Source organism: Azomonas macrocytogenes, assembly GCF_014191985.1.
GTDB lineage: Bacteria > Pseudomonadota > Gammaproteobacteria > Pseudomonadales > Pseudomonadaceae > Azomonas > Azomonas macrocytogenes.
The window spans coordinates 123,849-145,196 of the sequence record NZ_JACHXI010000006.1; the positions used below are offsets into that span (position 1 = coordinate 123,849).

A 21,348-nucleotide genomic window follows, 5' to 3' on the forward strand; every position below is an offset into this window, starting at 1 on the left:
CCTATTTATCTCCTGATACTTGTTGTCCGCGGCCGCGCCAGAAGCCCATGCCGACCAGCGCCAGCAACAGCAGCAGGGCCAGCCAGATTTTCGGGTCCAACTGCTGGTCTTGACCGGTGTCGCCAGCGGCCTGTTGGGCCTGTTCGTTCGCGCTCTGCTCGGCCTGGATCTCGCTGATGCTGCTCGGTGCCGCAGCAGTTTCTGCGCTTGGCCGCAGTGCTGCCTGCAAGCGTGCATCGAGCGCGCTGCGCAACGCTTGCGGCAACTGCGGCAACAGCCACTGGAACATGGGGTGATCCGGCCGGGTATGGCCGCTGCCGGGCAGACCGTGGGCGGCGACCAGGCGGGCGAACTGCTTGCCGAGTTCCTGCACGGTGGCCGCATCAGCCTGCCAGAAGCCTTTGTGGATCGCCACCAGCATGATTGCCAGCATGTTGCTCTTCACATGGACGTTGGCGCCCTGTTCGAGGAACTGGTCGAGCTTCAATTGGTAGCGATCATCGAGGTAGACCGCCTTGACCTCTGCCCAGGCGCTATCCTTGATGATCTCCGGGTTGGTGACCTGCCAGCCCCAGAGGTATTCGAGGAATTCGCTGCCCATGGTCCGCGCGCCGGCGTAGTCATGCTGCATCAGCGCCTTGATCCAGACCGGGTTGAGGAAACGTCCGCGCAACTCGGCGAGCAGTGCCTGTTGCAAGGGTTCCAGGCGCACCTGTTGCGGGTCGTTGTGCCAGCTGACGTAATTTTCCGGTGTCTGCCCGGCCAACTGTTCCACGGCCATGCTCAGGCCGCCGAGATAGTCGAAGGCATCATTGTTGTCCATCAGTCCGTAGAGGTTGCTGGAGCGTCCGAGATAGGTGCGCTTGACGTGCTTGAGATTGTCCGCGAATACCGCCTGAACCGGCTCGCCCTGATGGCCCAGGCCATAGGCATGACCCATGCGGTTGACGTAGTAGCCCGCCAGCTCACTGCGATTCTGCCAACTGCCGGAGCGCTCGACCAGATTGTTGATGCCTGCGCCGTAGGCACCTGGGGCCACCCCGAACAGCCGCAGCGATGCCAGCGTACCAGCCTGTTGCGCGGAGAGCCCGGTATCCAGCCGGCGCGCGGCATCCTTCACCCAGTTGGCGGCGACCCGGTTGATGGCGAGGTTTTCGCTGCCGCCCAGGGCCTCTGGACCGAGCGGTTCCAGCGCGGCGTCGAGGGCGGCGCGCAGAGCCGGATAATCGCGGCGGATAGTCTCACTGGCGCCGTCCAGGGCCAGCAGCACGCCACGTTCGAGCAGCGCCAACTGATCGGCGTAGAGGTCGCGGAACAGGCCGGACGTCGTGAACAGCAGATCGCGCCGCTCGCGGCCATTTTCCAGCGGCAGGCGCCGAATGCCTTGGACGATGCCGCGGCTGTTCCAGGTGGGTTCGAGGCCGAGCAGGTCGAGGCCGAAAGCGATCATCGCGCCTTCGTCACGTACCGTGTCCGAGGCCCAGAGGATCACTGCTTCGCGACCATCCTCGGCCAGCGGCCGCTGGCGGGCCTTTTCCGCTAAATCATGGCCGACACCCCAGCCGATGCGACTCGGCAGCAGGCTGCTGTCCAGCGCATGGAAGTTGCGTCCGGTAGGCAAGGCTTCGGGGGTGCGGATCGGGTCATTGCCCTTGCCCGGCATAACGAAATGGCCGTTCAGCGCATTGATCAGTGCCTGCATCTCGGCCGCTGGCGAGTCGATCAAGGCCTGGCGCGCCTGTTCGCTGCCCATGGATTTGAGCAAGGTATCCACTGCCTCGGGCGCCCAGGGTTTGCCGAAGACATGCAGGCCCATGGGCATGAAACGCTCCTGGATGGCGGTCAGGTAATGGCCGACCTCGTGTACCAGCAGTTCGTCGTCCACGTCCTTGAAACCGATACCACGCGCCGCCAGCGGTTCGGCCATGGATTGGCGCAGCTCCGGTTCCAGCCCGGAACTGCCCAGAATGCGCTTGATCTCGGCGATGGTCGCCTGGCGTGCCGGCCCGTTCACTTGACCACTGCCGGTTTCGAAGCTTTCGATCAACTGGCGCAGTTTGAGCAGGTCGTCATACAGCGGCGTGGCCACCAGTGGCGGCGTGAGGTGATCGATCATCACTGCCAGACCGCGGCGCTTGGCCTGGATGCCTTCGCCGACGCCGTCGACGATGTATGGATAGATGCTCGGCAGGTCACCGATGATCTGCTGCGAGTAGTCTTCGGCATTCAGGCCCACACGCCGGCGCGGCAGGAATTCGTAGGTGGAATGGCGGCCCAGATGGATCAGCGCATCGACCTGGAAGTCGTCGCGCAGCCAGTGATAGAAGGCCAGGTATTGGTGCGGTGGGGGGAAGACCAGATTGGCGTGCAGCAGCTCTTCATCGACTTCCCAGCCGCGCGGCGGTTGCGGGCCGACGAAGATCTTGCCAAAGCGCAGGCCGGGGAAGATCAGCCGGCCATTGTCGACCATCACCTTGCCCGGTGCTTCGCCCCAGCCGCGTAGGCCCTCGATACCGGTCGCGGCGAGCGCCCGGATCAGCGTCTCGGCCTGCTGCCAGTCGACTTGGCCAGGTTGCTCCAGGGCCTGTCGATAAATGGCTTCCAGTTGTTCCAGCAGATTCAGGGCACGTGCCCGCGCCGGGTGGTTGACGCCGTCCAGTACGTGATGCAGCTCACTGGAGCCATTGGCCAGGATATCTCGGGCCATTTCGAGGTGCGCGGCCTCCAGCGCCCGGCGTAGCTGGGCGTTCCAGTAGCCCAAGGGTCCCTGCTGCATTTCCGCTTGCAGGGCGGTGGGCAGGGTGGTGAACCAGCGTTGGTAATCCTCACCGTATAGACCTTGCACCTGGCTGGCCATCCTGGCCAGCGCGTCGCCCTGCTCCGGCAGGTTGACCCCGCGCTCCTCGAGCATTTCCAGCAGTTGTTGCGGGGTTTGCGGCAATACATCGGTGTCGTAGCCCTCGGCTTCGAGGCGTTTAAGGATCTCGAACAGCGAACGCGCCACGTCGAGGTTGTCCGCGCCGATGTTGTGTCGTCCCGGCGGATGGTTGTAGTAGATAATTGCCAGGCGTTTGTCTTCGTTGGCTTCGTTACGCAAGCGCTGCCAGCGCTGGATGCGTGATACCAGCGCCTCGACCTGGGTTGCCAGCGGCTGGCTGAAGCCGAAGCGGATGCCCGATACTGGGTCGATCTGGGCGGCCTGCCAGTCGGCCAGCACCAACGGTTGACCCGTGCCTTGCAGTTCCGGCATGGCCAGCTGGTAATGCACCTTGTCGCGGGCCAGGCCGTCGTTGGAGAGCAGCCAGGCCGCCTCGTTACGGTCATCCAGGCGCAGCCCCTTGAGTACCGGCACGTTCAATTTGCCCAGCAACTGCGTTGCTTGCTCACGGCCTTCGCCGCCGCCCATGACGAAATCCTGCAGCGCTACAATTGCCAGCAGTTTCGGATGCTCGGCGTCTTTCAGCCACTGCAACGCTTGCACAGTACCCGCGCCCCAGTCGGCGAACAGGCTGATGCAGGCCAGATCGCGCTGTTCCAGCATATTGCAGATGGCATCGTTGAGATCGCGATCACCGCTGCGGTCGGCGCGGCCATGGTCGATCAAGGCGACCAGGCCTCTGCCGTGCCAGTTCAGCTCATGCGGCTCGCGCACCTGTCCCCGTTGATAGAAACGCAGTACCGGCCGAGCTTGTGGCGCCTGTGTCTGAATTGTCGAGTCCTGCCGCGCTGCCAGCCAGCCGAGCAGCCGGGCGATATTCTCGCTGCCACCGGCCAGCCAGTAACTGCGCGCCGTGATCCAGTCGGCCTGGCGCGGATGCGCTGTGCTCAGTTCATGCACCCAGCCGGCCAGGTCTGCGGCGGGCTTCTGCGCGCCAAGTTGCTCGGCTTCGGTGGGGGTGGCGAACACCCTCTGCCCGCCGATCCGGCTCAGGGTCACCAGGGCCTGGTCGCTGTGCAGGATGAAGCGCTCACCGTGGTCCCACTCGGCCAGCAGTGGTTGCAGCCGTTCGGCCTCGACGCCGAACAGTCCGACGCCGAACAGCGTCGTGCCCGTAGCCAGCCAGGCGCGCACGCCCGCTTCGTCCAGTTCCGCCAGTTGTTCGGGAGTACGGGCACTGATGTGGTAATCCGGGTGCTGTGTCTTGAACAGGGCGACCGCCGCCGCGAATTCCGCAGCGCTGTATTGCGAGACAATGGCGTTGAGTTGTGGCCCGGCAGGCTGGCTGGCGGCAAATGTTGTATTGCCAGGCAGTGCAGAGGCGAGGACCAGCAGCGCCAGACCCAGGCGCTGGATGAGAGATGGCATGCCCACTCCGAAGTTTTCCAGATGCGTGGGCACGGCATGTCGTCAGGCCAGGCCTGTGCAGCATGCCGGGAAGGTCGCCCACCGCGACAATCCTTGGGAAGAATGGGCTGGTATCGGGCTCGATTGCATACTCATGCAACTCTACCGTTGCGGGGGCAGCATCGGCTTCGAACCGAATTTCCCATTCAACCCGGATCGATCCGGGCACCGCATTCTCCATTTTACCGACTGCAAGGCCGGCAGGGCGCCACCTTACGAGCTGGGATAGGGAAAGTTCAAGCAGGATCAGTGGCGTAGCGCTGCGAAACGCTCACTAGCTCGACGAATGTCGCCGCTGGCGGATAGGCAAGACGAATGTCGCAGGATTTTCACCAACATTCGTTGTATAGAATGCCAGACTCCATTTTTCATCCTCATGGGAATAGTGCCGTGACTAAACGTAAGTATCCTGCATGCCGTATCGCTGTTCTGACTTGTACGCTGCTGGCTGGCAGCGGCGTGCACGCCGCCGGGATTCTCGACTCGGTGGGCGGTACTCTTGGCAAGAGTGACGCTGAAAAAACCTTGGCCACCGACGCTGGTTCCGCCTTGACCGGGTTGGCGGGGAACTCGGTACCTGCCCTGGATTCCGTCGGCACCGGAAACCTGGCCGGTGTGCTCCAGTACTGCGTCAAGAACAAGTTTTTGGGCAGCGATGCGGTCTCTGTCGGTAGCCAGCTCACCGAGCTGGCCGGCGGAAAGCAGAAGCTTGAGGCGGACCCTGGCTACAAGGAAGGGCTCAGCGGAGTCCTGGGGGGGGACAGCGACACCAATATCGATCTGAGCAGCGCCGGGATCAAGCAGCAACTCACCGACAAGCTGTGCGACAAGGTCCTGGACTACAGCAAATCGTTGCTCTGAGCATCTGCCGGTACGAACCAGGGCCGGATGGCCGGCTCCGGTTCGCGGTTTTCGCTCAATGGCTGACGGCGGTGATGTTGTCTACGCGGAAGGCGAAGTCGTTGTCCACCAGAATGGGTTCGTAGACGAAATCGCTCGGCGTATCTTCGCGCCAGATCAGTACGCCGTTGGCCGAATAGTCGGTGGCTTTCAGCAGGCCGCGCCGTTCCAGCGTGCCGAGCAGGGTCGGATCGATTACCGTCATGTCTTCGAGGGTCAGCCACATATGCACATCCAGTGGCTGGTCAGGCTGGATACCCTGGTTGATCAGTTTCTTCAGCCCGGCCTTGCTCTGCCGGTAGAGCGGATCGCCCTTGTAGCTGAAGTTGCCAATGGTGGTGTTGAGGGCGAAGGTCTTGCCGAAGCCGTTTTGCTGGAAGGCTTCCCAGAACCCCAGAAGCACAGTATGGGGACGATCGATGGCATGTTCCGGCGGGATGGACTGGACGTATTCCGCCGCCAGGGTCTGGATCAGACGGGCCACCCTGGCATAGGTTTCCCGGCGTTTTTCCACCTGTAATTCCAGCAGCTCCTTGCGTAGCACCTGGAAATCCGGGTCCTGCTTCCTGTAATCGTCGTTGAATCTGGTGAGGAATTTCAGGGCTTCGATGTATTGATCCAGGTACTTCATCATTTCCGCTTTCCCGACTTTTTATAGGGGCGCACAGGCACCGTTGCGGCCTGTGCGAGGACAACGCTACGCCGATCCGCCTGGCTTGCTCAACACCAGCCGACGATCTTCCAGATGATTGCGTTTGCGGCGGCAATCTCTTCTGGGCATAGCAATGCAATTCATGAGCGACAACGCGCCCGGATACTGCTTGACTGATTTATAGCAAGCCTTGGTTCAGCCGTTTTGGCGATGCTCTAGAATGAGTTCGATTCAAGAGAATCAATACCGGTCTGCCCAGAACGGTTTCCCGGTTCCAACGCAGGAGTTCATCCATGAAAGTCGCAGTATTCAGTGCACAACCTTATGACCAGCGTTTTTTCGACGAGGTCTTGCAGCGCGAGTACGCTTCCAGCGGTTTCGAGCTGATCTACCAGAAGGCTGCGCTCACCGATAAGACCGTGAGCCTGGCCCAGGGCTGCACGGCCATTTGCGCCTTCGTCAACGATCAGCTCGATGCCGCCTTGCTGGAACAGCTTGCAGACTACGGCGTGCGTGCGATTCTGCTGCGTTGCGCCGGATTCAACAACATCGATCTGCCCGTTGCCGAGCGGCTCGGACTATTCGTCGCACGGGTGCCGGCCTATTCGCCGGAGGCGGTGGCCGAACATGCCATCGCGCTGGTCATGACCCTCAACCGGAATATCCACCGGGCCTATAACCGGGTTCGCGAGGGTAATTTCATGCTTGACGGCCTGCTCGGCTTCAACCTGCACGGCAAGACCGTGGGAATCGTCGGCACCGGCAAGATCGGCCTGGCCACGGCGCGTATCTTCAAGGGTTTCGGCTGTCGGGTGCTGGGCTATGATCCTTATCAGACGGCCGATTTTTCCACCGTCGGCGAATACGTCCCACTCGATACGCTGCTGGCCGAGGCTGATGTAGTCAGCCTGCATTGCCCGCTGACTGAGGCGACCCGGCATCTGATCAATGCCGACAGCCTGGCCCGCATGAAGTTGGGCGCCATGCTGGTCAATACCTCGCGAGGCATGCTGATCGATACCAAGGCGGTAATCGGTGCCTTGAAATCACGGCGTTTGCGCGCATTGGCCATCGATGTATATGAGCAGGAAAGCCAACTGTTCTTCCAGGACCGCTCCTCGGATCTGATCGACGATGAAGTGTTCCTGCGCCTGACGACCTTCCCCAACGTGATCATCACGGGCCACCAGGGCTTTTTCACCATTGAGGCCCTGCGCGAGATCGCCGAAGTGACCCTCCACAACCTGGATTGTTTCGCCAACGATCGTGCCTGCGGAAACATTCTGCCGATCAAGGCCTGAGCCGCGGGACACTGGACCGATTTTCTCGATTTGCGGCTTGCAGCAACTGGCCATGTTTACCCAATAGAATAGGAAGGAATCCTCATTCATGTGGCAACAGATTTACGATCCTCTCGGTAACCCTTATCTATCCGCTCTGTTAGCGGCGATTCCCATCCTGTTCTTCCTGCTGGCCCTGACGCTACTCAAGTTGAAGGGCCTTACCGCTTCCATGCTGGCGCTGGTCGTGGCGGTGCTGACCGCCTTACTGGTGTTCGGCATGCCGCTGCACAGTATCGTCGGGGCAACGATATTCGGCATCCTCAGCGGTCTGTGGCCTATCGGCTACATCGTGCTGATGGCCGTGTGGCTGTACAAGCTGGCGGTCAAGAGCGGCAAGTTCGAGGTGATTCGCGGCAGTATCGCGACCGTTTCCGAGGATCAGCGTATCCAGGTCATTCTCATCGCCTTCTGCTTCGGTGCCTTTCTCGAAGGTGCGGCCGGTTTCGGCGTGCCCATTGCCATCTGTGCCGCCCTGCTGGTGGAGCTGGGCTTCAAGCCGCTGAAGGCGGCGATGCTTTGCCTGCTGGCCAACGCGGCTTCGGGGGCCTACGGGGCCATTGGCATTCCGGTGATCGTCGGGGCGCAGCAAGGTGGTGTAGCGCTGGCCGATATGTCGCTGATGATGATCGCCATCGTGCAACTGTCGACCCTGTTCGTACCGGCCTTGCTGGTCGCCGTGCTGGATGGGTGGCGCGGTGTGCGCGAGACCTGGCCGGTGCTGCTGGTGATCGGTGTGCTGTTCAGCCTGATCCAGACCCTGACGCTCTATCTGCTGGGCCCCGAGCTGGTGGATATCCTCGCGCCGCTGGTGTGCATGGGGACGCTGGCGGCGTTCATGCAGTTCTGGCGACCTGCGCACATCTATCGCGAGGAGGGGGCGCCGCCGATGTCCGACCAGCGCTGGTCGCTGCGGGAAGTCATCGCCGCCTGGTCGCCGTTCTACATCCTGACCGGGGTGATCCTGCTCTGGAGCCTGCCGGCGTTCAAGGCATTGTTCGCTGCCGATGGATTGCTGGCCGGGACAGTGCTGCGCTGGTCCATCCCTTTCCTGCACTTGCAGGTCCAGGAGTTGCCGCCCATCGTCGCGAGCGCCCACGAACTGCCGGCCATCTGGAGCGTGGCGCTGATCAGTGCGCCGGGCACCGCCATCCTGATTGCCGTATTGCTGACCGTGTTGCTGACGCCTCGCCTGTCGTGGCAGGCAGCGGGTGAGCAATTCCGGTTGACCCTGACGGAACTGTGGCGACCGCTCACCATGATCTGCCTGATCATGGCGGTCGCCTATATCGCCAACTTTTCCGGCACTTCGTCCACCATCGGCCTGGCGCTGGCGGAAGTCGGGCAGGTGTTCCCGCTGATTTCCCCGATCATCGGCTGGCTCGGCGTGTTCATTACCGGCTCGGTGGTCAACAGCAACACCTTGTTCGCCCACTTGCAGGCGGTGACTGCAACGCAGATTGGCACCAGCCAGGCGCTGCTGGTGGCAGCCAACACCTGCGGCGGGGTGATGGGCAAACTGATTTCGCCGCAGTCCATCGCCATCGCTGCCGCAGCGGTGGGGCAGGTCGGCGGCGAGTCGGCGATCATGCGTCTGACCCTGGGCTACAGCCTGGCGCTGCTGGCCTATGTCTGCGTCTGGACGTTCGGGCTGTCGCTGCTGCTGTAGCGCGCCTGAGAAGGGCAGCCGGTCGGGCATCCACTCGACCGGCTCCGCCTGCTGTTGTATACAGGGCGCTTTTGCGCGCTGCGTGGCCCTTGGCATCGTGGCCCGCCGGGAATTCTTTCGACACAGGGCTGTGACATGACGCTCGACCTTCTGCACGACGCTTTCAGCGGCCGTTCGCTGATCGAAGCCAGTGCCGGGACCGGCAAGACCTGGACGCTCACTGCACTCTACGCACGCCTGTTACTGGAACGGCAATTGTCCGTGGGGCAGATCCTGGTGGTCACCTACACCAAGGCTGCTACTGCCGAACTGCGCGAGCGTATCCGCGCCCGGCTGGCCGAGTTGCTGGCGGTCTACGAAGGGCAGCCGAGCGCGGATGCTTTTCTCAATGGCTTGCAGGCCCGCTACTGCGATCCGGCGTCCTATCGCCGCCTGTTGCTGGCAGTGCACGGTTTCGACGAAGCGGCGATTTTCACTATCCACGGTTTCTGCCAGCGCGCCCTGCAGGATGTCGCTTTCGAGGCCGGTGGGGATTTCGACAGCGAACTGACCAACGATGACCGCGAGGTACTCGATGCCCTACTGGCAGATGCCTGGCGCAGCGAGTTGGCCGCCGCCGATCCGGCCTGGGCGCGCTTTCTGGCCAAATCCAAAATTACTCCGGCCTGGTTGCGCGAGCGGCTGCGCAGCCACTTGGGCAAGCCTTATCTGCGCGTCGAACCCGGCGAGTCGCCGCCGCTGGCCGACTTATCCTCAGTCGATACTGCCTGGGGTGTGGCCGCTCGCTTGTGGCGCCAGGAAGGCAACCGCTGGGTCGAGACGCTGGCTGCCCACGGTGGCCTGAATCAGGTCACGCACAAGACTGCCAGATTCGCTGAATGGCAGGCAGAGCTGGACGGCTATTTCGTCGATGTGGCCATGGTCTTCGAAATGCCTGAATGCCTGCTCAAGTTCGGTGCCGCGGCACTGGCCAAGGCCTGCAAGAAGGGCCATGAACCACTGATCTGCGAACTGGCCGAAGCACTCGATGCCCTGGCTGCCGCGCTAGAGCTGGCCGAGCCGGTGGGCCAGCAGCGGCTGATCCGCTTGCAGGTGGACTTGCTGCGTCGGCTCGACCGCGAGCTGCCGGTGCGCAAGGCGGCGCAGCGGCTGTTGGCTTTCGACGACCTGCTCAATCGCCTGCAACTGGCGCTGGAGAGTCCGGGGGGCGCGCAATTGGCGGATACGCTGCGCGAGAAGTATCCGCTGGCATTGATCGACGAATTCCAGGATACCGACCCGATCCAATACGCGATTTTCAACCGGATCTATACCGCCACAGCCGAAGCAGCAGGCGGCGACCTCTGTTTTGTCGGTGACCCCAAGCAGGCCATCTACGCCTTTCGTGGCGCCGATCTGCTGACTTACCTGGCCGCTCGTGAGCAGGCCGCCCGCCGCTACAGCCTACCGACCAACTACCGCTCGACTGCCCAATTGATCGATGCGCTGAATCGTCTGTTCGACCGGCCACGGCCCTTTGCCGAAGCCGGTCTGGAGTATCCGCCAGTCAACGCGGCCGCCAGCAAGCGAGCCCGCCTGGTCTTGCCCGAGACTGCTGGCGAGGCGCCGCTGTCGCTGATCTGGTTGGGCGACCAAGCACTTGCCAAAGGTCAGGCTGAACAACGGGCCGCTGGCGATACGGCGCGGCGCATTGCCCTGCTGTTGGCGGCGAGTGCGGATGGCGAGGCGGGCTTCGAAGAGGATGGTGTTCTCTCGCCGCTCAAAGGTGGCGATATCGCCGTACTGGTCGCCAACCATCGGCAAGCGGCCTTGGTTGCCGAAGCGCTGGCGGCCCGCGATGTGCCCAGCGTGCGGCGTGGGCGCGATAGTGTCTGGCAGACCGAAGAGGCCGAAGAACTGGCGGCGGTGCTGGCCGCCTATGCCGAACCCGGTCGCGAGGGACTGCTGCGCCATGCCCTGGCGACGCGCCTGCTGGGGCGCAATGCGGCAGATCTGGCGCGCAGCCAGAACATCCAGCAGGAATGGGATCGCGAACGCGAAGCCGTCGAGCGCTATCACCAGCTCTGGCAGCAGCAGGGCTTTTTGCGCCTGTTCCGCAGTTGGCTGGACGAGCAGAGCGTGGCTGCGCGCCTGCTGGCACGGATCGACGGCGAGCGGCGGCTGACCAACCTGCTGCACCTGGGCGAATTGTTGCAGACGCAAAGTCTGCGCCGGCCCGGCATGGAACCGTTGCTTGCCTGGTTCGCCGAGCAGCGTGGCAGCGGGAACAGTGGCGACGAGGCCCTGTTGCGCCTGGAAAGCGATGCCGAGCGAGTACAGATCGTCACCATCCATACCAGCAAGGGGCTGGAGTATCCGTTGGTGTTCTGCCCGTTTCTCTGGGACGGCAGATTGCTTGGCAAGCAGCGCGACAGCGCTCGTTGCCACGATGATCAGGGCCAGCCGCTGGTGGACCTGGGCAGCGATGTACTGGAGCACAACCTGCAGCGGGCTCGCGCCGAAGTCTTCGCCGAGCAGCTGCGGCTGGTCTATGTCGCCCTGACTCGCCCGCGCAACCGGCTCTGGCTGCACTGGGGGCCGGTCAATCTGTGCAAGCCGAAAAAAGATGGCAGCCTGGCCGACGAAGGCCTGCACACTAGCGCCCTGGCCTGGCTGCTGCACGGTCGCGATTTGGCGGGAGATAACGCCCTGAGCGAGCTGGCGGGTCATCTGGCTGGGTTGGATGAAACCGGATTGCGGGCGGAAATCGAGGAACTGGTCGCGCTCTGCGGCGGCAGCATGGCGTGTCTGGAGCTGGAAACCCGTGACGCCAGCGCTGCCGGACCGGGCCGCGCCGCGCCGGCGCAGCAGTTGTCGGTGCTGCCGCGCACGCTCTACAGCGCCTGGCGCATCGGCAGTTTCTCTGGGCTTGCCGCCGGGCAGCACATGGAAGCCCCCGATCGCGACGCGCTGGCTTTGCCCGACCCCGGCGAGCCGGGCACGGGCTTCTTCGCCTTCCCGCGCGGCGCCCGCGCCGGCACTTGCCTGCATGCGATCATGGAAAGCTGGGCGCGTGGCAAGGGTACGTTGGACGAATTGATCGAACCGGCGCTCAAGGCCCACGGCTTGCCGGAGAACAGCGCGCCGCTGGTGCGTGAGCAGCTCGAACGGGTGCTGGCATGCGATCTGGATGGCCGGGGCCTGCGCCTGGCAGCGCTCGATCCGGCCAGGCGCCTGCCCGAACTGGGTTTCACCTTTCCCGTGGGGTTGCTGGAGGTTTCGCGATTGCGCGCCCTGCTGGTCGAGCCAGCCCACGGCCTGCCGGAGCCACTGCGCCAGGCCGCGGCACGGCTGGAGTTCGACAGCCTTCGAGGGTTTCTCAAAGGCTTCATCGACCTGACCTTCGAGCATGAAGGGCGCTGGTACATCGCCGACTACAAATCCAACTGGCTCGGCCCGGACGCCAGTCATTACGGCGGCGAGCGGCTGCTCCAGGCGCTCGCTGGCGAACATTACTACCTGCAATACCTGATCTATCTGGTGGCGTTGCGCCGTTTCTTGCGCCAGCGGCTGGCGGATTTTTGTGACGAGCAACTGGGTGGGGTGTTCTACCTGTTCCTGCGTGGCATGCCCGAGGCCGGAGTATTCTTTGCCCGCCCGCCGGACAGCCTGCTGGATGCGCTGGACCGCCTGTTCGAGGAAGGACGATGAACCTGTCCGATCTACCGCTGGGTCCGCTGGAGCGGGCGTTCATCGCCAGCTTGCGGCGTCTCGATCCTCAAGCGGCGCCGCCAGTACTGCTCGCCGCCGCACTCTGCTGCGAGGCACTGGCGCGCGGTGATGTCTGCCTGCCACTGGGCCGCGTGGCTGGGCAGCGACCCTGGCCGGACAGCAATGCCAGCCTGCCGCCGCTGGCGGATTGGCAGCGCCAGCTGCAAACATCCACCCTGGTCTGCGGGATGGAAGGCTATGCGCCGCTGGTACTGGTCGGCGAACGCCTGTATCTGGCGCGCTACCATGCCTACGAGCGCGAACTGGCCGAGCGGCTGCTGGTACTTGATGCCGAGCGCCCGCAGGTCGATGAAACGCAGCTGGCCGAAAGTCTCGGACGCTTGTTCGCCTTCAACCAGCAAAGCCCGGATTGGCAACGCCTCGCCGCCGCCCAGGCGGTACGCCGGTGCCTGGCGGTGATTTCCGGCGGGCCAGGCACCGGCAAGACCACCACGGTGGTGCGCCTGCTCGCTGCATTGCTGGAGCAACCTGGCGGCGAGCGCCTGGCCATCGGTCTGGCTGCGCCCACCGGCAAGGCAGCAGCCCGCATGGCCGAGGCGATCCGCGCCGCCAAGGCCGCTCTGCCGGTAAGCGAGCCGATCAAGCAGGCGCTACCCGACGATGCCCGCACCCTGCATCGCCTGCTCGGCAGCCGTGGCGATAGCCCGAAGGTGCGCCATCACGCCGGTAATCCATTGCCGCTGGATGTGCTGGTCGTGGACGAAGCTTCGATGGTCGATCTGGCCCTGATGGCCCGGCTGACTGCCGCACTACCGCCCGGCGCCCGGCTGATCCTGCTCGGGGACAAGGATCAGTTGGCGGCGGTGGAGGCTGGCGCCGTCTTCGCCGAACTGTGCGCCGGGGGTGGTTTCGCTGGAGAGACCGCCGCTGAGCTGCAGCGTCTGATTGGCCAGCCGGTGCCAAGCGGAGCACCGCGTTCACAGATCGGCGAGGCGGTGGTGCTCCTGACTCACAGCCATCGGTTCGCCGGCGACAGTGGCATCGGCGAACTGGCCCGGCGCATCAATGCCGGCGATGCCCAGGGTACCCGGCGCGTGCTGCTGGACGCGCGTCCCGATCTGGCCTGGAACCCGGCGCCCACCCCTGCCGCGCTGCTGGAACGCCTGGAAAACGGCTACGCTGCCTATCTGCAAATGGCCAAGGCCGGCGAACCAGCGCAGGCTTTCACCCGCTTCAATAGCTTTCGCATTCTGAGCGCCCAGCGTGAAGGCGCCTTCGGTGTCAACAATCTGAACGAAGCACTGGAGGCGCGGTTCAAGCGCCGATTGGGGATGCCGGCGCGGGAACGCTGGTATCCAGGGCGGGCCGTGATGGTCCGGCAGAACGACTATGCCCTCGATCTGTTCAATGGCGATATCGGCCTGTGCCTGAACACGCCGCAGGGGCTGCGGGTATTCTTCGAATGCGAGCAGGGGCATCGCTCCTTCTCCCCAGCGCGCCTGCCGAGCCACGACAGCGCCTTCGCCATGACCGTGCACAAGAGCCAGGGCTCGGAATTCGACGAGGTACTGCTGGTGCTGCCGGAACAACCCGGCCCGCTGCTGACCCGCGCGCTGTTCTACACCGGCATCACCCGCGCTCGGCAGCGGGTCGAGATCTGGGCGCTGCCTGAACGCCTGAACGAAGCGGTGGAAACCTGCGCCGACTATGCCGCCGGCCTGGCCGAGCGACTGGCGCTGGTTGCTGCGGAGGAGGTGCAGGTAGTTACAGGCAACCAGCTGCGCCTGTTCTGAGGCTTGCAAGCAAGTCGGCTGCAGCTTCCTCAAATCAAAGCCTGCCGATCCGGGCTATTTCTGCCTTGAGCTGTGCGTGGTCGAGAGAGTCGAAGGGCAGTTTGATAAAGGCCTGGATGCGCGTCCTTATCTTGTCCAGGGTGCTCATGAAGGCAGCCCGGATTTCTTGCTCGGAGCCGTTCGTCGCAGAGGGATCGGCCAGGCCCCAGTGAGCCTTGAGTGACGGGCCAAAGAACAGGGGACAGACTTCTCCCGCAGCGCGGTCGCAAACGGTGATGACGATGTCGGGTGGCGAATGCTCGAATTCGTCCGAGGCTTTGCTGTAAAGACCCGTGGTGGGAATGCCGGCCGCTTCGAGTATCTCGAGGGCCCGCGGATTGACCTGCCCGCTAGGGTGGCTGCCCGAGCTGATGGCCTGCATGCCCGCAGGTGCGAAGTGGTTGAACAAGGCCTCGGACAGGATGCTGCGGCAGCTGTTGTGGGTGCACATGAACAGGACTTTCATGACGATTCTCCAAGTCAGCTGCCGAGACGAATGGCCAGGGCTGCCAGGGTAGCCAGCAGAATAGGCAGGGTCAGTACCAGGCCGGTGCGCAAGTAGTAGCCCCAGGTGATCCGGATGCCCTTGCGCGCCAGCACATGCAGCCACAGCAGCGTGGCCAGGCTGCCGATGGGCGTAATTTTCGGCCCCAGGTCGCAGCCGATGACGTTGGCGTACACCATGGCCTGGCGGATGATGCCGTCGGCGGCGCTGGCGTCGATGGATAGCGCGCCGACCAGGACGGTGGGCATGTTGTTCATGATCGATGACAGCAGCGCTGCCACTAGCCCCGTGCCCAGCACGGCGCTCCAGAGCCCCTGCGCGGCGAATGCATCGAGCAAGCGAGTGAGATAGGCGGTGAGCCCGGCATTGCTCAGCCCGTACACCACCAGATACATCCCGAGTGAGAAGATCACGACCTGCCAGGGCGCTTCCTTGAAAACCTTGGCAGTTGAAATGACATGGCCACGGGCAGCGATGACGAACAGGAGCGCGGCGCAGGGGGCAGCGATCAGGCTGATCGGCACACCCAGCGGCTCGATGACGAAGCAGCCGACCAGCAATAGCGCCAGCACCCACCAGCCGGCCAGGAAAGTCGCCCGGTCGCGGATGGCCTGTTGCGGGCGTTTGAGTTGCGCTACCGCGTAGGTACCTGGAATTTCCCGGCGGAAGAACCACATGAGCATCAGCAGGGTGGCGGCGATACTGACGACATCGACCGGAACCATCACGGCGGCGTATTCGCTGAAACCCAGCCCGAAATAGTCCGCCGAAACGATATTGACCAGGTTCGAGACCACCAGCGGCAGGCTGGACGTATCGGCGATAAACCCTGCGGCCATGACGAAGGCCAGGGTGGCTGCGCTGGAAAAGCGCAGCGCCAGGAGCATGGCAATGACGATGGGCGTCAGGATCAAGGCTGCCCCGTCGTTGGCGAACAGTGCCGACACCGCTGCGCCCAGCAGGACGATGAAGGCAAACAAGCGGGGACCGCTGCCGTTGCCCCAGCGCGCCACATGCAGCGCGGCCCATTCGAAGAAACCAGCCTCGTCCAGCAGCAGGCTGATGATAATGATAGCGATGAACGTCGCTGTGGCATTCCAGACGATGTGCCAGACCACGGGAATATCCGCCGGAGTCACGACACCGCTGAGCAAGGCGAGGATGGCACCCAGCGAGGCGCTCCACCCGACGCCAAGTCCCCTGGGTTGCCAGATGACCAGAATGAGGGTGAACAGGAAAATCGCAGAGGCTATCAGCATGGTGGCAGGTCGTTGTCCGAAGGGGTGGATCGATTGCATAGCGCACTGCGTGCAGGCCGGTCACCCAAGGCGTCGAGCCGCTGTGAATCGGCAGTGAAGTATGGCGGGCTGGCGGCGAGAAGATTCTCCAGCAGGGCGCAGGCCCAGTCGGGCAGATCGGGATGCAGCCGGTAATACACCCACTGGCCCTGGCGCCGGTCGGCCAGCAACCCGCAACTGCGCAGTTGGGCCAGATGGCGGGAAATCTTGGGCTGGCTTTCGTCCAGTGCTGCAGTCAGCTCACAGACGCACAGCTCTTTTTCACGGGCGATGAGCAGCGCCAGCCGGATACGTGTTTCATCGGCCAGGCATTTGAAGATTTGCACGGGAGTCGGGGAATCGGTCATCGTTTATTCTGAAGGATATATTTGTTTATCCGTATATACGATATTGCATATATATTGAGGCATGCAAGACCATCACTTATTCATGTGTGGCTGTATAACCAGCCGTACCGCTTGACTGGCTTTCGGTCACCACAGAGTCAATCAAATGACCAGATCGACTATACTTCTCAAGCTCATCCGTCCTAGGGGCCAAACGTGGAAAAGCTAAGTCTTCAAGCCAAAAAGGCTTATTTCGCCAAGCAGCGCAAATCCAACTACGCGGCCAGTCTTCGTCTTGAAGGCTTCAAAGCCTCTCTAAACGATAGCGATCACCCGTTGCCTACCCGCGAAGCCGCGCTCAATGCCGTTCGGCAAACCAAAGCTTGAGCCCCGACAAATACTGCGTTAGCCAGGACCCGGACTGCTATCCGGGGACTGATGTCCTCGAAAACCTGCTCGATTTGCATGACGAAGAGGATCTCAACGAGGCCGAGCGTTATCTCTCCGGGATTGCCGCAGAGCGGCTTGAGTTTGTGGAGCCGCCTTACGGTCTGGGTAACCTGAAGTACATTCATCGCACCCTGTTTTCGGAGATTTACAGCTGGGCCGGTGAAATTCGGCGGTTGAAGATCAGCAAGGGGGGAAATCAGTTCTGCGTGCCGGATCGCATCGAACCGGAAGCGGCAAAAGCGTTTGGCAAGATGAATTCTGCAGGTTGGTTCGAAGGCTATCCACGCGATTCGCTGGTTAACGCGTCCTCTTCGAATGGATCATCGTCAACGCCGGATATGAGATCAACTGGTGGATGGTCGACCGGCAAGCGTGGATCGAGGCGAATATCTCCTCTTTTTACAGCGACGATGGCCACCTGAGCCAGATCTTCGACCGCTGTATCGGTCGCCCGATTCAGGAAGACATCGATTCCCAGCCTATTCTTTAGGCTTTATTCGGATTTCCATCCAATGCCTGTGGCAGCACCCGTTTGCAGCGCAGTCGGACGGCCCGACTGCGCTGGCGGATCAGTTGTGGAGGTTACTTCTCTGGCTCTTCCTGGATCGGTTCTTCGTTACGGGTTTTCCACAATGACAGCAGGATGCCGCCGGCCAGCAGACCGAAGGTCACGCCAAGCGATACCGGGGCCGGGATCTTGCCGACGATATCGACCAGGAAGATCTTGCAGCCGATGAAGATCAACACCAGGGCCAGGGCGTACTTCAGGTAGGCAAAGCGATGGATCAGCGCGGCCAGGGCGAAATACAGGGCGCGCAGGCCGAGGACGGCGAAGATGTTCGAGGTGTAGACGATGAAAGGATCGAGGGTGATGGCGAAGATGGCCGGTACGCTGTCCACGGCAAACACTACGTCGGCACATTCGATCAGGATCAGGGCCAGCAGCAGGGGCGTTATCCAGAGCACTTCTTTACCGCTGGCGTTGGGTTGGCGCACGAAGAATCGATCTTCGTGCAGTTCCTGGGTCACACGCAGATGGCGGCGCAGGAAGCCGAGGAACCTGTTGTGTTCCAGATCCGGTTCGTCGTCGGCTTTGGAGAACAGCATCTTCAGGCCGGTAAGCACCAGGAAGGCGCCGAAGACGAACAGCATCCAGTGGAACTGGGCAATCATCGCGGTACCCAGGCCGATCATCAGGGCCCGCAGCACGATGACACCGAGGATGCCCCAGAACAGTACCTCATGTTGGTATTTGCGCGGAATGTGGAGGTAACTGAAGATCATCGCCATGACGAACACGTTGTCCATCGATAGCGATTTTTCGATCAGAAAGCCGGTGTAGTACTCCAGGCTGGCGTCGTGGCCTTTCCAGTGCCAGACCAGCAGGCCGAATAGCAGGCCGGCGGTGATGTAGCCGGCCGATAGCAGCAGGCTTTCCTTGACGTCGATGGCGTGATGATCGCGATGCAGCACTCCGAGGTCGAAGGCCAGCAGGGCGATGACGATGGTGATGAACAGCAGCCAGAACCAGGTGGCCGTACCGAGGAATGTGGTCGTGGCAAATGCTAGCAGAGCTTCCATGAGCCCCTCCTTGCAGTCGAGTTGTACAAGCTATGACTCCGACATGGCGGTGTGAACCGTCAGAGGGGCCCGGCGTCATGCAATCAGGCTATTGGTCTTGTGCAAGGCATTCAAGTTCGCAGACGTTGCCGGGGGTTTCAGGCCGGGCGAGGTGAAATTTTGCCCGCCAGCCGGAAAGGGGGAGTCTTGCTCAGCCTTTGGCCGCTATCTGTCGCGAATGCCGGCAGACAGCACGGTATCACTCTAACTGGCCGGTGGCACAGTGTCCGCTCTCTCCACGGCTTGGTTATCCTCCGTGGTGACGCCCTGAAAACGGGGCAGATACAGCTCGGCCGTCGAGCCTTTGCCCACCTCGGAATGAATTTGCGCATGTCCGCCCGACTGCTGGGCGAAGCCATAGATCATCGACAGCCCGAGTCCCGTACCCTTGCCGATGGGCTTGGTCGTGAAAAAGGGTTCGAAGGCTCGCTCGATCACATTGTGCGGCATTCCAGTGCCGGTATCGCTGACCGCGATGCGGACATATTGGCCGGGACTGAGATTGTGGTTTTGCGCGGCGTAGAGCCTGTCGATGTGCACATTGTCGATGGCAATGACGAGGTGCCCGCCATCGGGCATGGCATCGCGAGAGTTGATCGCCAGATTGAGTATCGCGCTTTCCAACTGGCTGGGATCGCACTGGATCGTCCATAGATCCTGGGCAATCGCGAATTCCATATGGATCGCTTCGCCAAGGGTACGGCTCAGCAGGTCTTCGAGCGAGGCAATCAGTCGCTCGACTTCGACCACCTTCGGTGACAACGGCTGGCGCCGGGCAAAGGCCAGCAGCCGCTGGGTCAGCGCGGCGGCGCGATTGGCGGAAGTCTTGGCCAGTTGGGCGTAGCGGTCCAGATGCTCGGTCTTGCCCTGGGCAAGGCGAGCCAGCATCAAGTCCAGTGAGCCGACGATACTGCCCAGCAGGTTGTTGAAGTCGTGGGCGATACCGCCGGTCAGCTGCCCCAGCGCTTCCATCTTCTGCGCATGCCGCAAAGCGTCTTCAGCCAGGCGCAAGGCTTCGGCCTGCTCCTTTTGCGCAGTGATGTCGCGTCCGGCGGCATGAATGAAATGCTCATCCGGTACGGCGATCCAACTGATCCAGCGATAGGAGCCATTCCGGTGGCGCTGGCGATTTTCGAAGTGGACGGTGGGAATGCCCAGGGACAGCTGATGGGCATCGGCCAGGGTCGCTTCCAGATCGTCGGGATGGATGAAATCGATGTACTTATGACCGATCAGTTCTGTTTCCGACCAGCCCAACAGGTTGCTCCAGGCTGGATTGACAGCCGTGATCGTCGTATCGAGACGAGCTACCACCATGATGTCGGTGGTCAGCCGCCACATGCGGTCGCGCTCGGCGGTGCGCTCGGCGACCCGGGCCTCCAGGGTTTCGTTCAAGGTGCGCAGCGCCCGTTCGGCTTCCAGTCGCTCGATAATGGCTGCGGTGGAGCGGGCCAGGGTTTCGATCAGGGCTATTTCGGCGGATTCGGCTGCGTGCTGCGTAGCCCAGTAGATGCCGATGGCTGCGATACCTTTGTCGTTGCGAAGCATGGGGATGACCAGCAGGCTGCGCACGAAGGTGAGACGATACAGCTCCAGTTCATGCGGAGTGTGCTCGTCCTTGCGGATATCGGCGATGGCTACGTTCTGGCGATGCTGCATCGCCCAGCCGGAAATGCACGAGCTGAGCGCGAAGCGCTGCCCTTTCCACAAGGGTTGCATTGCGTTCTCGGCAGCGCAGTAGCAGTCGTTGCCCTCTCTGAGGATCACGCAGGCGCCATCGGCATCCACCAGACCACGGGCTGCCCAGGCGACGATATCCAGCAGCGCGTCGGGCGAATCGGCCGCATGAGTCCGCTCGATGGTCTGGGCCAGCAATTCGAGACGGGCGTTGCGATCACGCGCCAACTGCTCGGCCCGCCTGCGTTCGGCGATCTCGTGCTGCGAGGCGCGAAAGAGCCAGGCATTGTCGATGGCGATCGCCGCCTGGCCGGCGATGCCGCTCAGCAGCTGCTCGTGCTCGTGGGTGAATATTTCCGTTCTTTCATGGCCGAAGAGCAACCTGCCCAATACATTGCCGGAACGCGAAACAACGGGAACGGTCAGGTAGCTGCGAATCGGCAGATCGCCTGGCGGCATGCCCAGGTACGGAACGTTCGTGCCGCAGCGGGGGTCGCGAGTAATATCGTCGGAGCGCAGGATGCCCCGGTCTGCGAAGGCTATGTCGAATGGTTCGGTGTTATGTGGCATCGAGATGTTCGCGAACACTTCCAGCGATACACCCGACAGTGAGTACAGGGTGTAACGCTTGCCCTGCTCGTCGAGCACGTTGTAGACGAACGCGCCGAACTGGGCGCCGATCAGCTCGACTCCGGCATCGGTGGTTTCCTGGGCGAGTTTTTCGAGGTCAAGCTCGGCCGCCAGGCGGGCACCGATCCGGTTGAGGATCGTCAGGCGATCGGTTTCTTGGCTAAGTGCATCCTGCATGCTGGCGACCGGCTCTATGCTGAAGTCTGGGAAAGAGCAAATACAGGCAAGTCCCTATCCATTTGCCTGGTAATTCATCACGACAAGCGATGTGGCCTTGTGAGATTCTGCACTAAGACAAAACAGCTGTTTTTTGTGCAGGAGTTCACAGTTTGAACATTACAGGCAATGCCTGTCCAATGCTTCCGATATCGAACCTTTATTGGCCTGCGCAGG

General features: G+C 62.3%; 14 protein-coding genes and 1 riboswitch. Of the genes, 7 read left to right on the forward strand and 7 right to left on the reverse strand.

Annotation, left to right across the window (positions count from 1 at the left end):
- Position 1: 1 nt before the first annotated feature.
- On the reverse strand, positions 2–4,306 hold the full coding sequence (locus FHR87_RS08210) for a cobaltochelatase subunit CobN (protein ID WP_183166227.1): 4,305 nt from the start codon (positions 4,304–4,306) through the stop codon (positions 2–4).
- Between the two features lie 88 nt (positions 4,307–4,394).
- Positions 4,395–4,533, reverse strand: a riboswitch (cobalamin riboswitch).
- Positions 4,534–4,735: 202 nt separating this feature from the next.
- Here FHR87_RS08210 and FHR87_RS08215 point away from each other — a divergent pair.
- Complete coding sequence (locus FHR87_RS08215) at positions 4,736–5,206, forward strand: DUF2501 domain-containing protein (RefSeq protein WP_338021237.1); 471 nt, start codon at positions 4,736–4,738, stop codon at positions 5,204–5,206.
- A gap of 55 nt (positions 5,207–5,261) precedes the next feature.
- Here FHR87_RS08215 and FHR87_RS08220 read toward each other — a convergent pair whose 3' ends face one another.
- Positions 5,262–5,879: a hypothetical protein gene (locus tag FHR87_RS08220; RefSeq protein ID WP_183166229.1), complete on the reverse strand. Its 618-nt coding sequence runs from the start codon at positions 5,877–5,879 to the stop codon at positions 5,262–5,264.
- A gap of 311 nt (positions 5,880–6,190) precedes the next feature.
- Between FHR87_RS08220 and FHR87_RS08225 the strand changes: the two genes are divergently transcribed.
- The 4 genes from FHR87_RS08225 (at position 6,191) to recD (ending at position 14,410) form a co-directional block, all read left to right on the forward strand.
- Complete coding sequence (locus tag FHR87_RS08225; RefSeq protein WP_183166230.1) at positions 6,191–7,198, forward strand: 2-hydroxyacid dehydrogenase; 1,008 nt, start codon at positions 6,191–6,193, stop codon at positions 7,196–7,198.
- Between the two features lie 88 nt (positions 7,199–7,286).
- Positions 7,287–8,906 carry an L-lactate permease gene (locus FHR87_RS08230; protein WP_183166231.1) on the forward strand — a complete coding sequence of 540 codons (1,620 nt, stop codon included), beginning with the start codon at positions 7,287–7,289 and terminating at the stop codon, positions 8,904–8,906.
- A gap of 135 nt (positions 8,907–9,041) precedes the next feature.
- The gene (recB, locus tag FHR87_RS08235) at positions 9,042–12,596 is read left to right on the forward strand and encodes an exodeoxyribonuclease V subunit beta (RefSeq protein WP_183166232.1); all 3,555 of its coding nucleotides are present in this window, start codon (positions 9,042–9,044) and stop codon (positions 12,594–12,596) included.
- Positions 12,593–14,410 carry an exodeoxyribonuclease V subunit alpha gene (recD, locus tag FHR87_RS08240; protein WP_183166233.1) on the forward strand — a complete coding sequence of 606 codons (1,818 nt, stop codon included), beginning with the start codon at positions 12,593–12,595 and terminating at the stop codon, positions 14,408–14,410. Before recB ends, recD begins: the two co-directional genes overlap by 4 nt.
- A 34-nt stretch (positions 14,411–14,444) precedes the next feature.
- Here recD and FHR87_RS08245 read toward each other — a convergent pair whose 3' ends face one another.
- Genes FHR87_RS08245 through FHR87_RS08255 form a run of 3 tightly spaced genes read right to left on the reverse strand, consistent with a single transcriptional unit; the run spans position 14,445 to position 16,599 of the window.
- On the reverse strand, positions 14,445–14,915 hold the full coding sequence (locus tag FHR87_RS08245; protein ID WP_183166234.1) for an arsenate reductase ArsC: 471 nt from the start codon (positions 14,913–14,915) through the stop codon (positions 14,445–14,447).
- Between the two features lie 14 nt (positions 14,916–14,929).
- On the reverse strand, positions 14,930–16,213 hold the full coding sequence (locus FHR87_RS08250; RefSeq protein WP_183166235.1) for an arsenic transporter: 1,284 nt from the start codon (positions 16,211–16,213) through the stop codon (positions 14,930–14,932).
- Complete coding sequence (locus FHR87_RS08255; RefSeq protein ID WP_183166236.1) at positions 16,207–16,599, reverse strand: metalloregulator ArsR/SmtB family transcription factor; 393 nt, start codon at positions 16,597–16,599, stop codon at positions 16,207–16,209. Before FHR87_RS08255 ends, FHR87_RS08250 begins: the two co-directional genes overlap by 7 nt.
- 195 nt (positions 16,600–16,794) lie before the next feature.
- Here FHR87_RS08255 and FHR87_RS08260 point away from each other — a divergent pair, with 195 nt between their 5' ends.
- Positions 16,795–16,965, forward strand: coding sequence for a YhfG family protein (locus FHR87_RS08260; protein WP_183166237.1), 171 nt, complete (start codon positions 16,795–16,797; stop codon positions 16,963–16,965).
- Entirely contained in the window at positions 16,962–17,450 is a 489-nt protein-coding gene (locus FHR87_RS08265) for a Fic/DOC family protein (protein WP_420826732.1), read from the forward strand. The genes FHR87_RS08260 and FHR87_RS08265 overlap by 4 nt, the downstream gene beginning before the upstream one ends.
- A gap of 160 nt (positions 17,451–17,610) precedes the next feature.
- Here FHR87_RS08265 and FHR87_RS08270 read toward each other — a convergent pair whose 3' ends face one another.
- Positions 17,611–18,609 carry a TerC family protein gene (locus FHR87_RS08270; RefSeq protein ID WP_183166238.1) on the reverse strand — a complete coding sequence of 333 codons (999 nt, stop codon included), beginning with the start codon at positions 18,607–18,609 and terminating at the stop codon, positions 17,611–17,613.
- A 243-nt stretch (positions 18,610–18,852) separates the two neighbouring features.
- Positions 18,853–21,132 (reverse strand): GAF domain-containing protein, encoded by a 2,280-nt coding sequence (locus FHR87_RS08275; protein ID WP_183166239.1) that lies wholly within the window; start codon positions 21,130–21,132, stop codon positions 18,853–18,855.
- Between the last annotated feature and the right edge of the window lie 216 nt (positions 21,133–21,348).

Excerpts from the sequence above, each read along its gene's own strand:
- FHR87_RS08210 (WP_183166227.1), bottom strand. The coding sequence starts at position 4,306 with ATGCCATCTCTCATCCAGCGCCTGGGTCTGGCGCTGCTGGTCCTCGCC.
- FHR87_RS08220 (WP_183166229.1), bottom strand. The coding sequence starts at position 5,879 with ATGATGAAGTACCTGGATCAATACATCGAAGCCCTGAAATTCCTCACC.
- FHR87_RS08225 (WP_183166230.1), top strand. The coding sequence starts at position 6,191 with ATGAAAGTCGCAGTATTCAGTGCACAACCTTATGACCAGCGTTTTTTC.
- FHR87_RS08230 (WP_183166231.1), top strand. The coding sequence starts at position 7,287 with ATGTGGCAACAGATTTACGATCCTCTCGGTAACCCTTATCTATCCGCT.
- recB (WP_183166232.1), top strand. The coding sequence starts at position 9,042 with ATGACGCTCGACCTTCTGCACGACGCTTTCAGCGGCCGTTCGCTGATC.
- recD (WP_183166233.1), top strand. The coding sequence starts at position 12,593 with ATGAACCTGTCCGATCTACCGCTGGGTCCGCTGGAGCGGGCGTTCATC.
- FHR87_RS08245 (WP_183166234.1), bottom strand. The coding sequence starts at position 14,915 with ATGAAAGTCCTGTTCATGTGCACCCACAACAGCTGCCGCAGCATCCTG.
- FHR87_RS08250 (WP_183166235.1), bottom strand. The coding sequence starts at position 16,213 with ATGCTGATAGCCTCTGCGATTTTCCTGTTCACCCTCATTCTGGTCATC.
- FHR87_RS08255 (WP_183166236.1), bottom strand. The coding sequence starts at position 16,599 with ATGACCGATTCCCCGACTCCCGTGCAAATCTTCAAATGCCTGGCCGAT.
- FHR87_RS08270 (WP_183166238.1), bottom strand. The coding sequence starts at position 18,609 with ATGGAAGCTCTGCTAGCATTTGCCACGACCACATTCCTCGGTACGGCC.
- FHR87_RS08275 (WP_183166239.1), bottom strand. The coding sequence starts at position 21,132 with ATGCAGGATGCACTTAGCCAAGAAACCGATCGCCTGACGATCCTCAAC.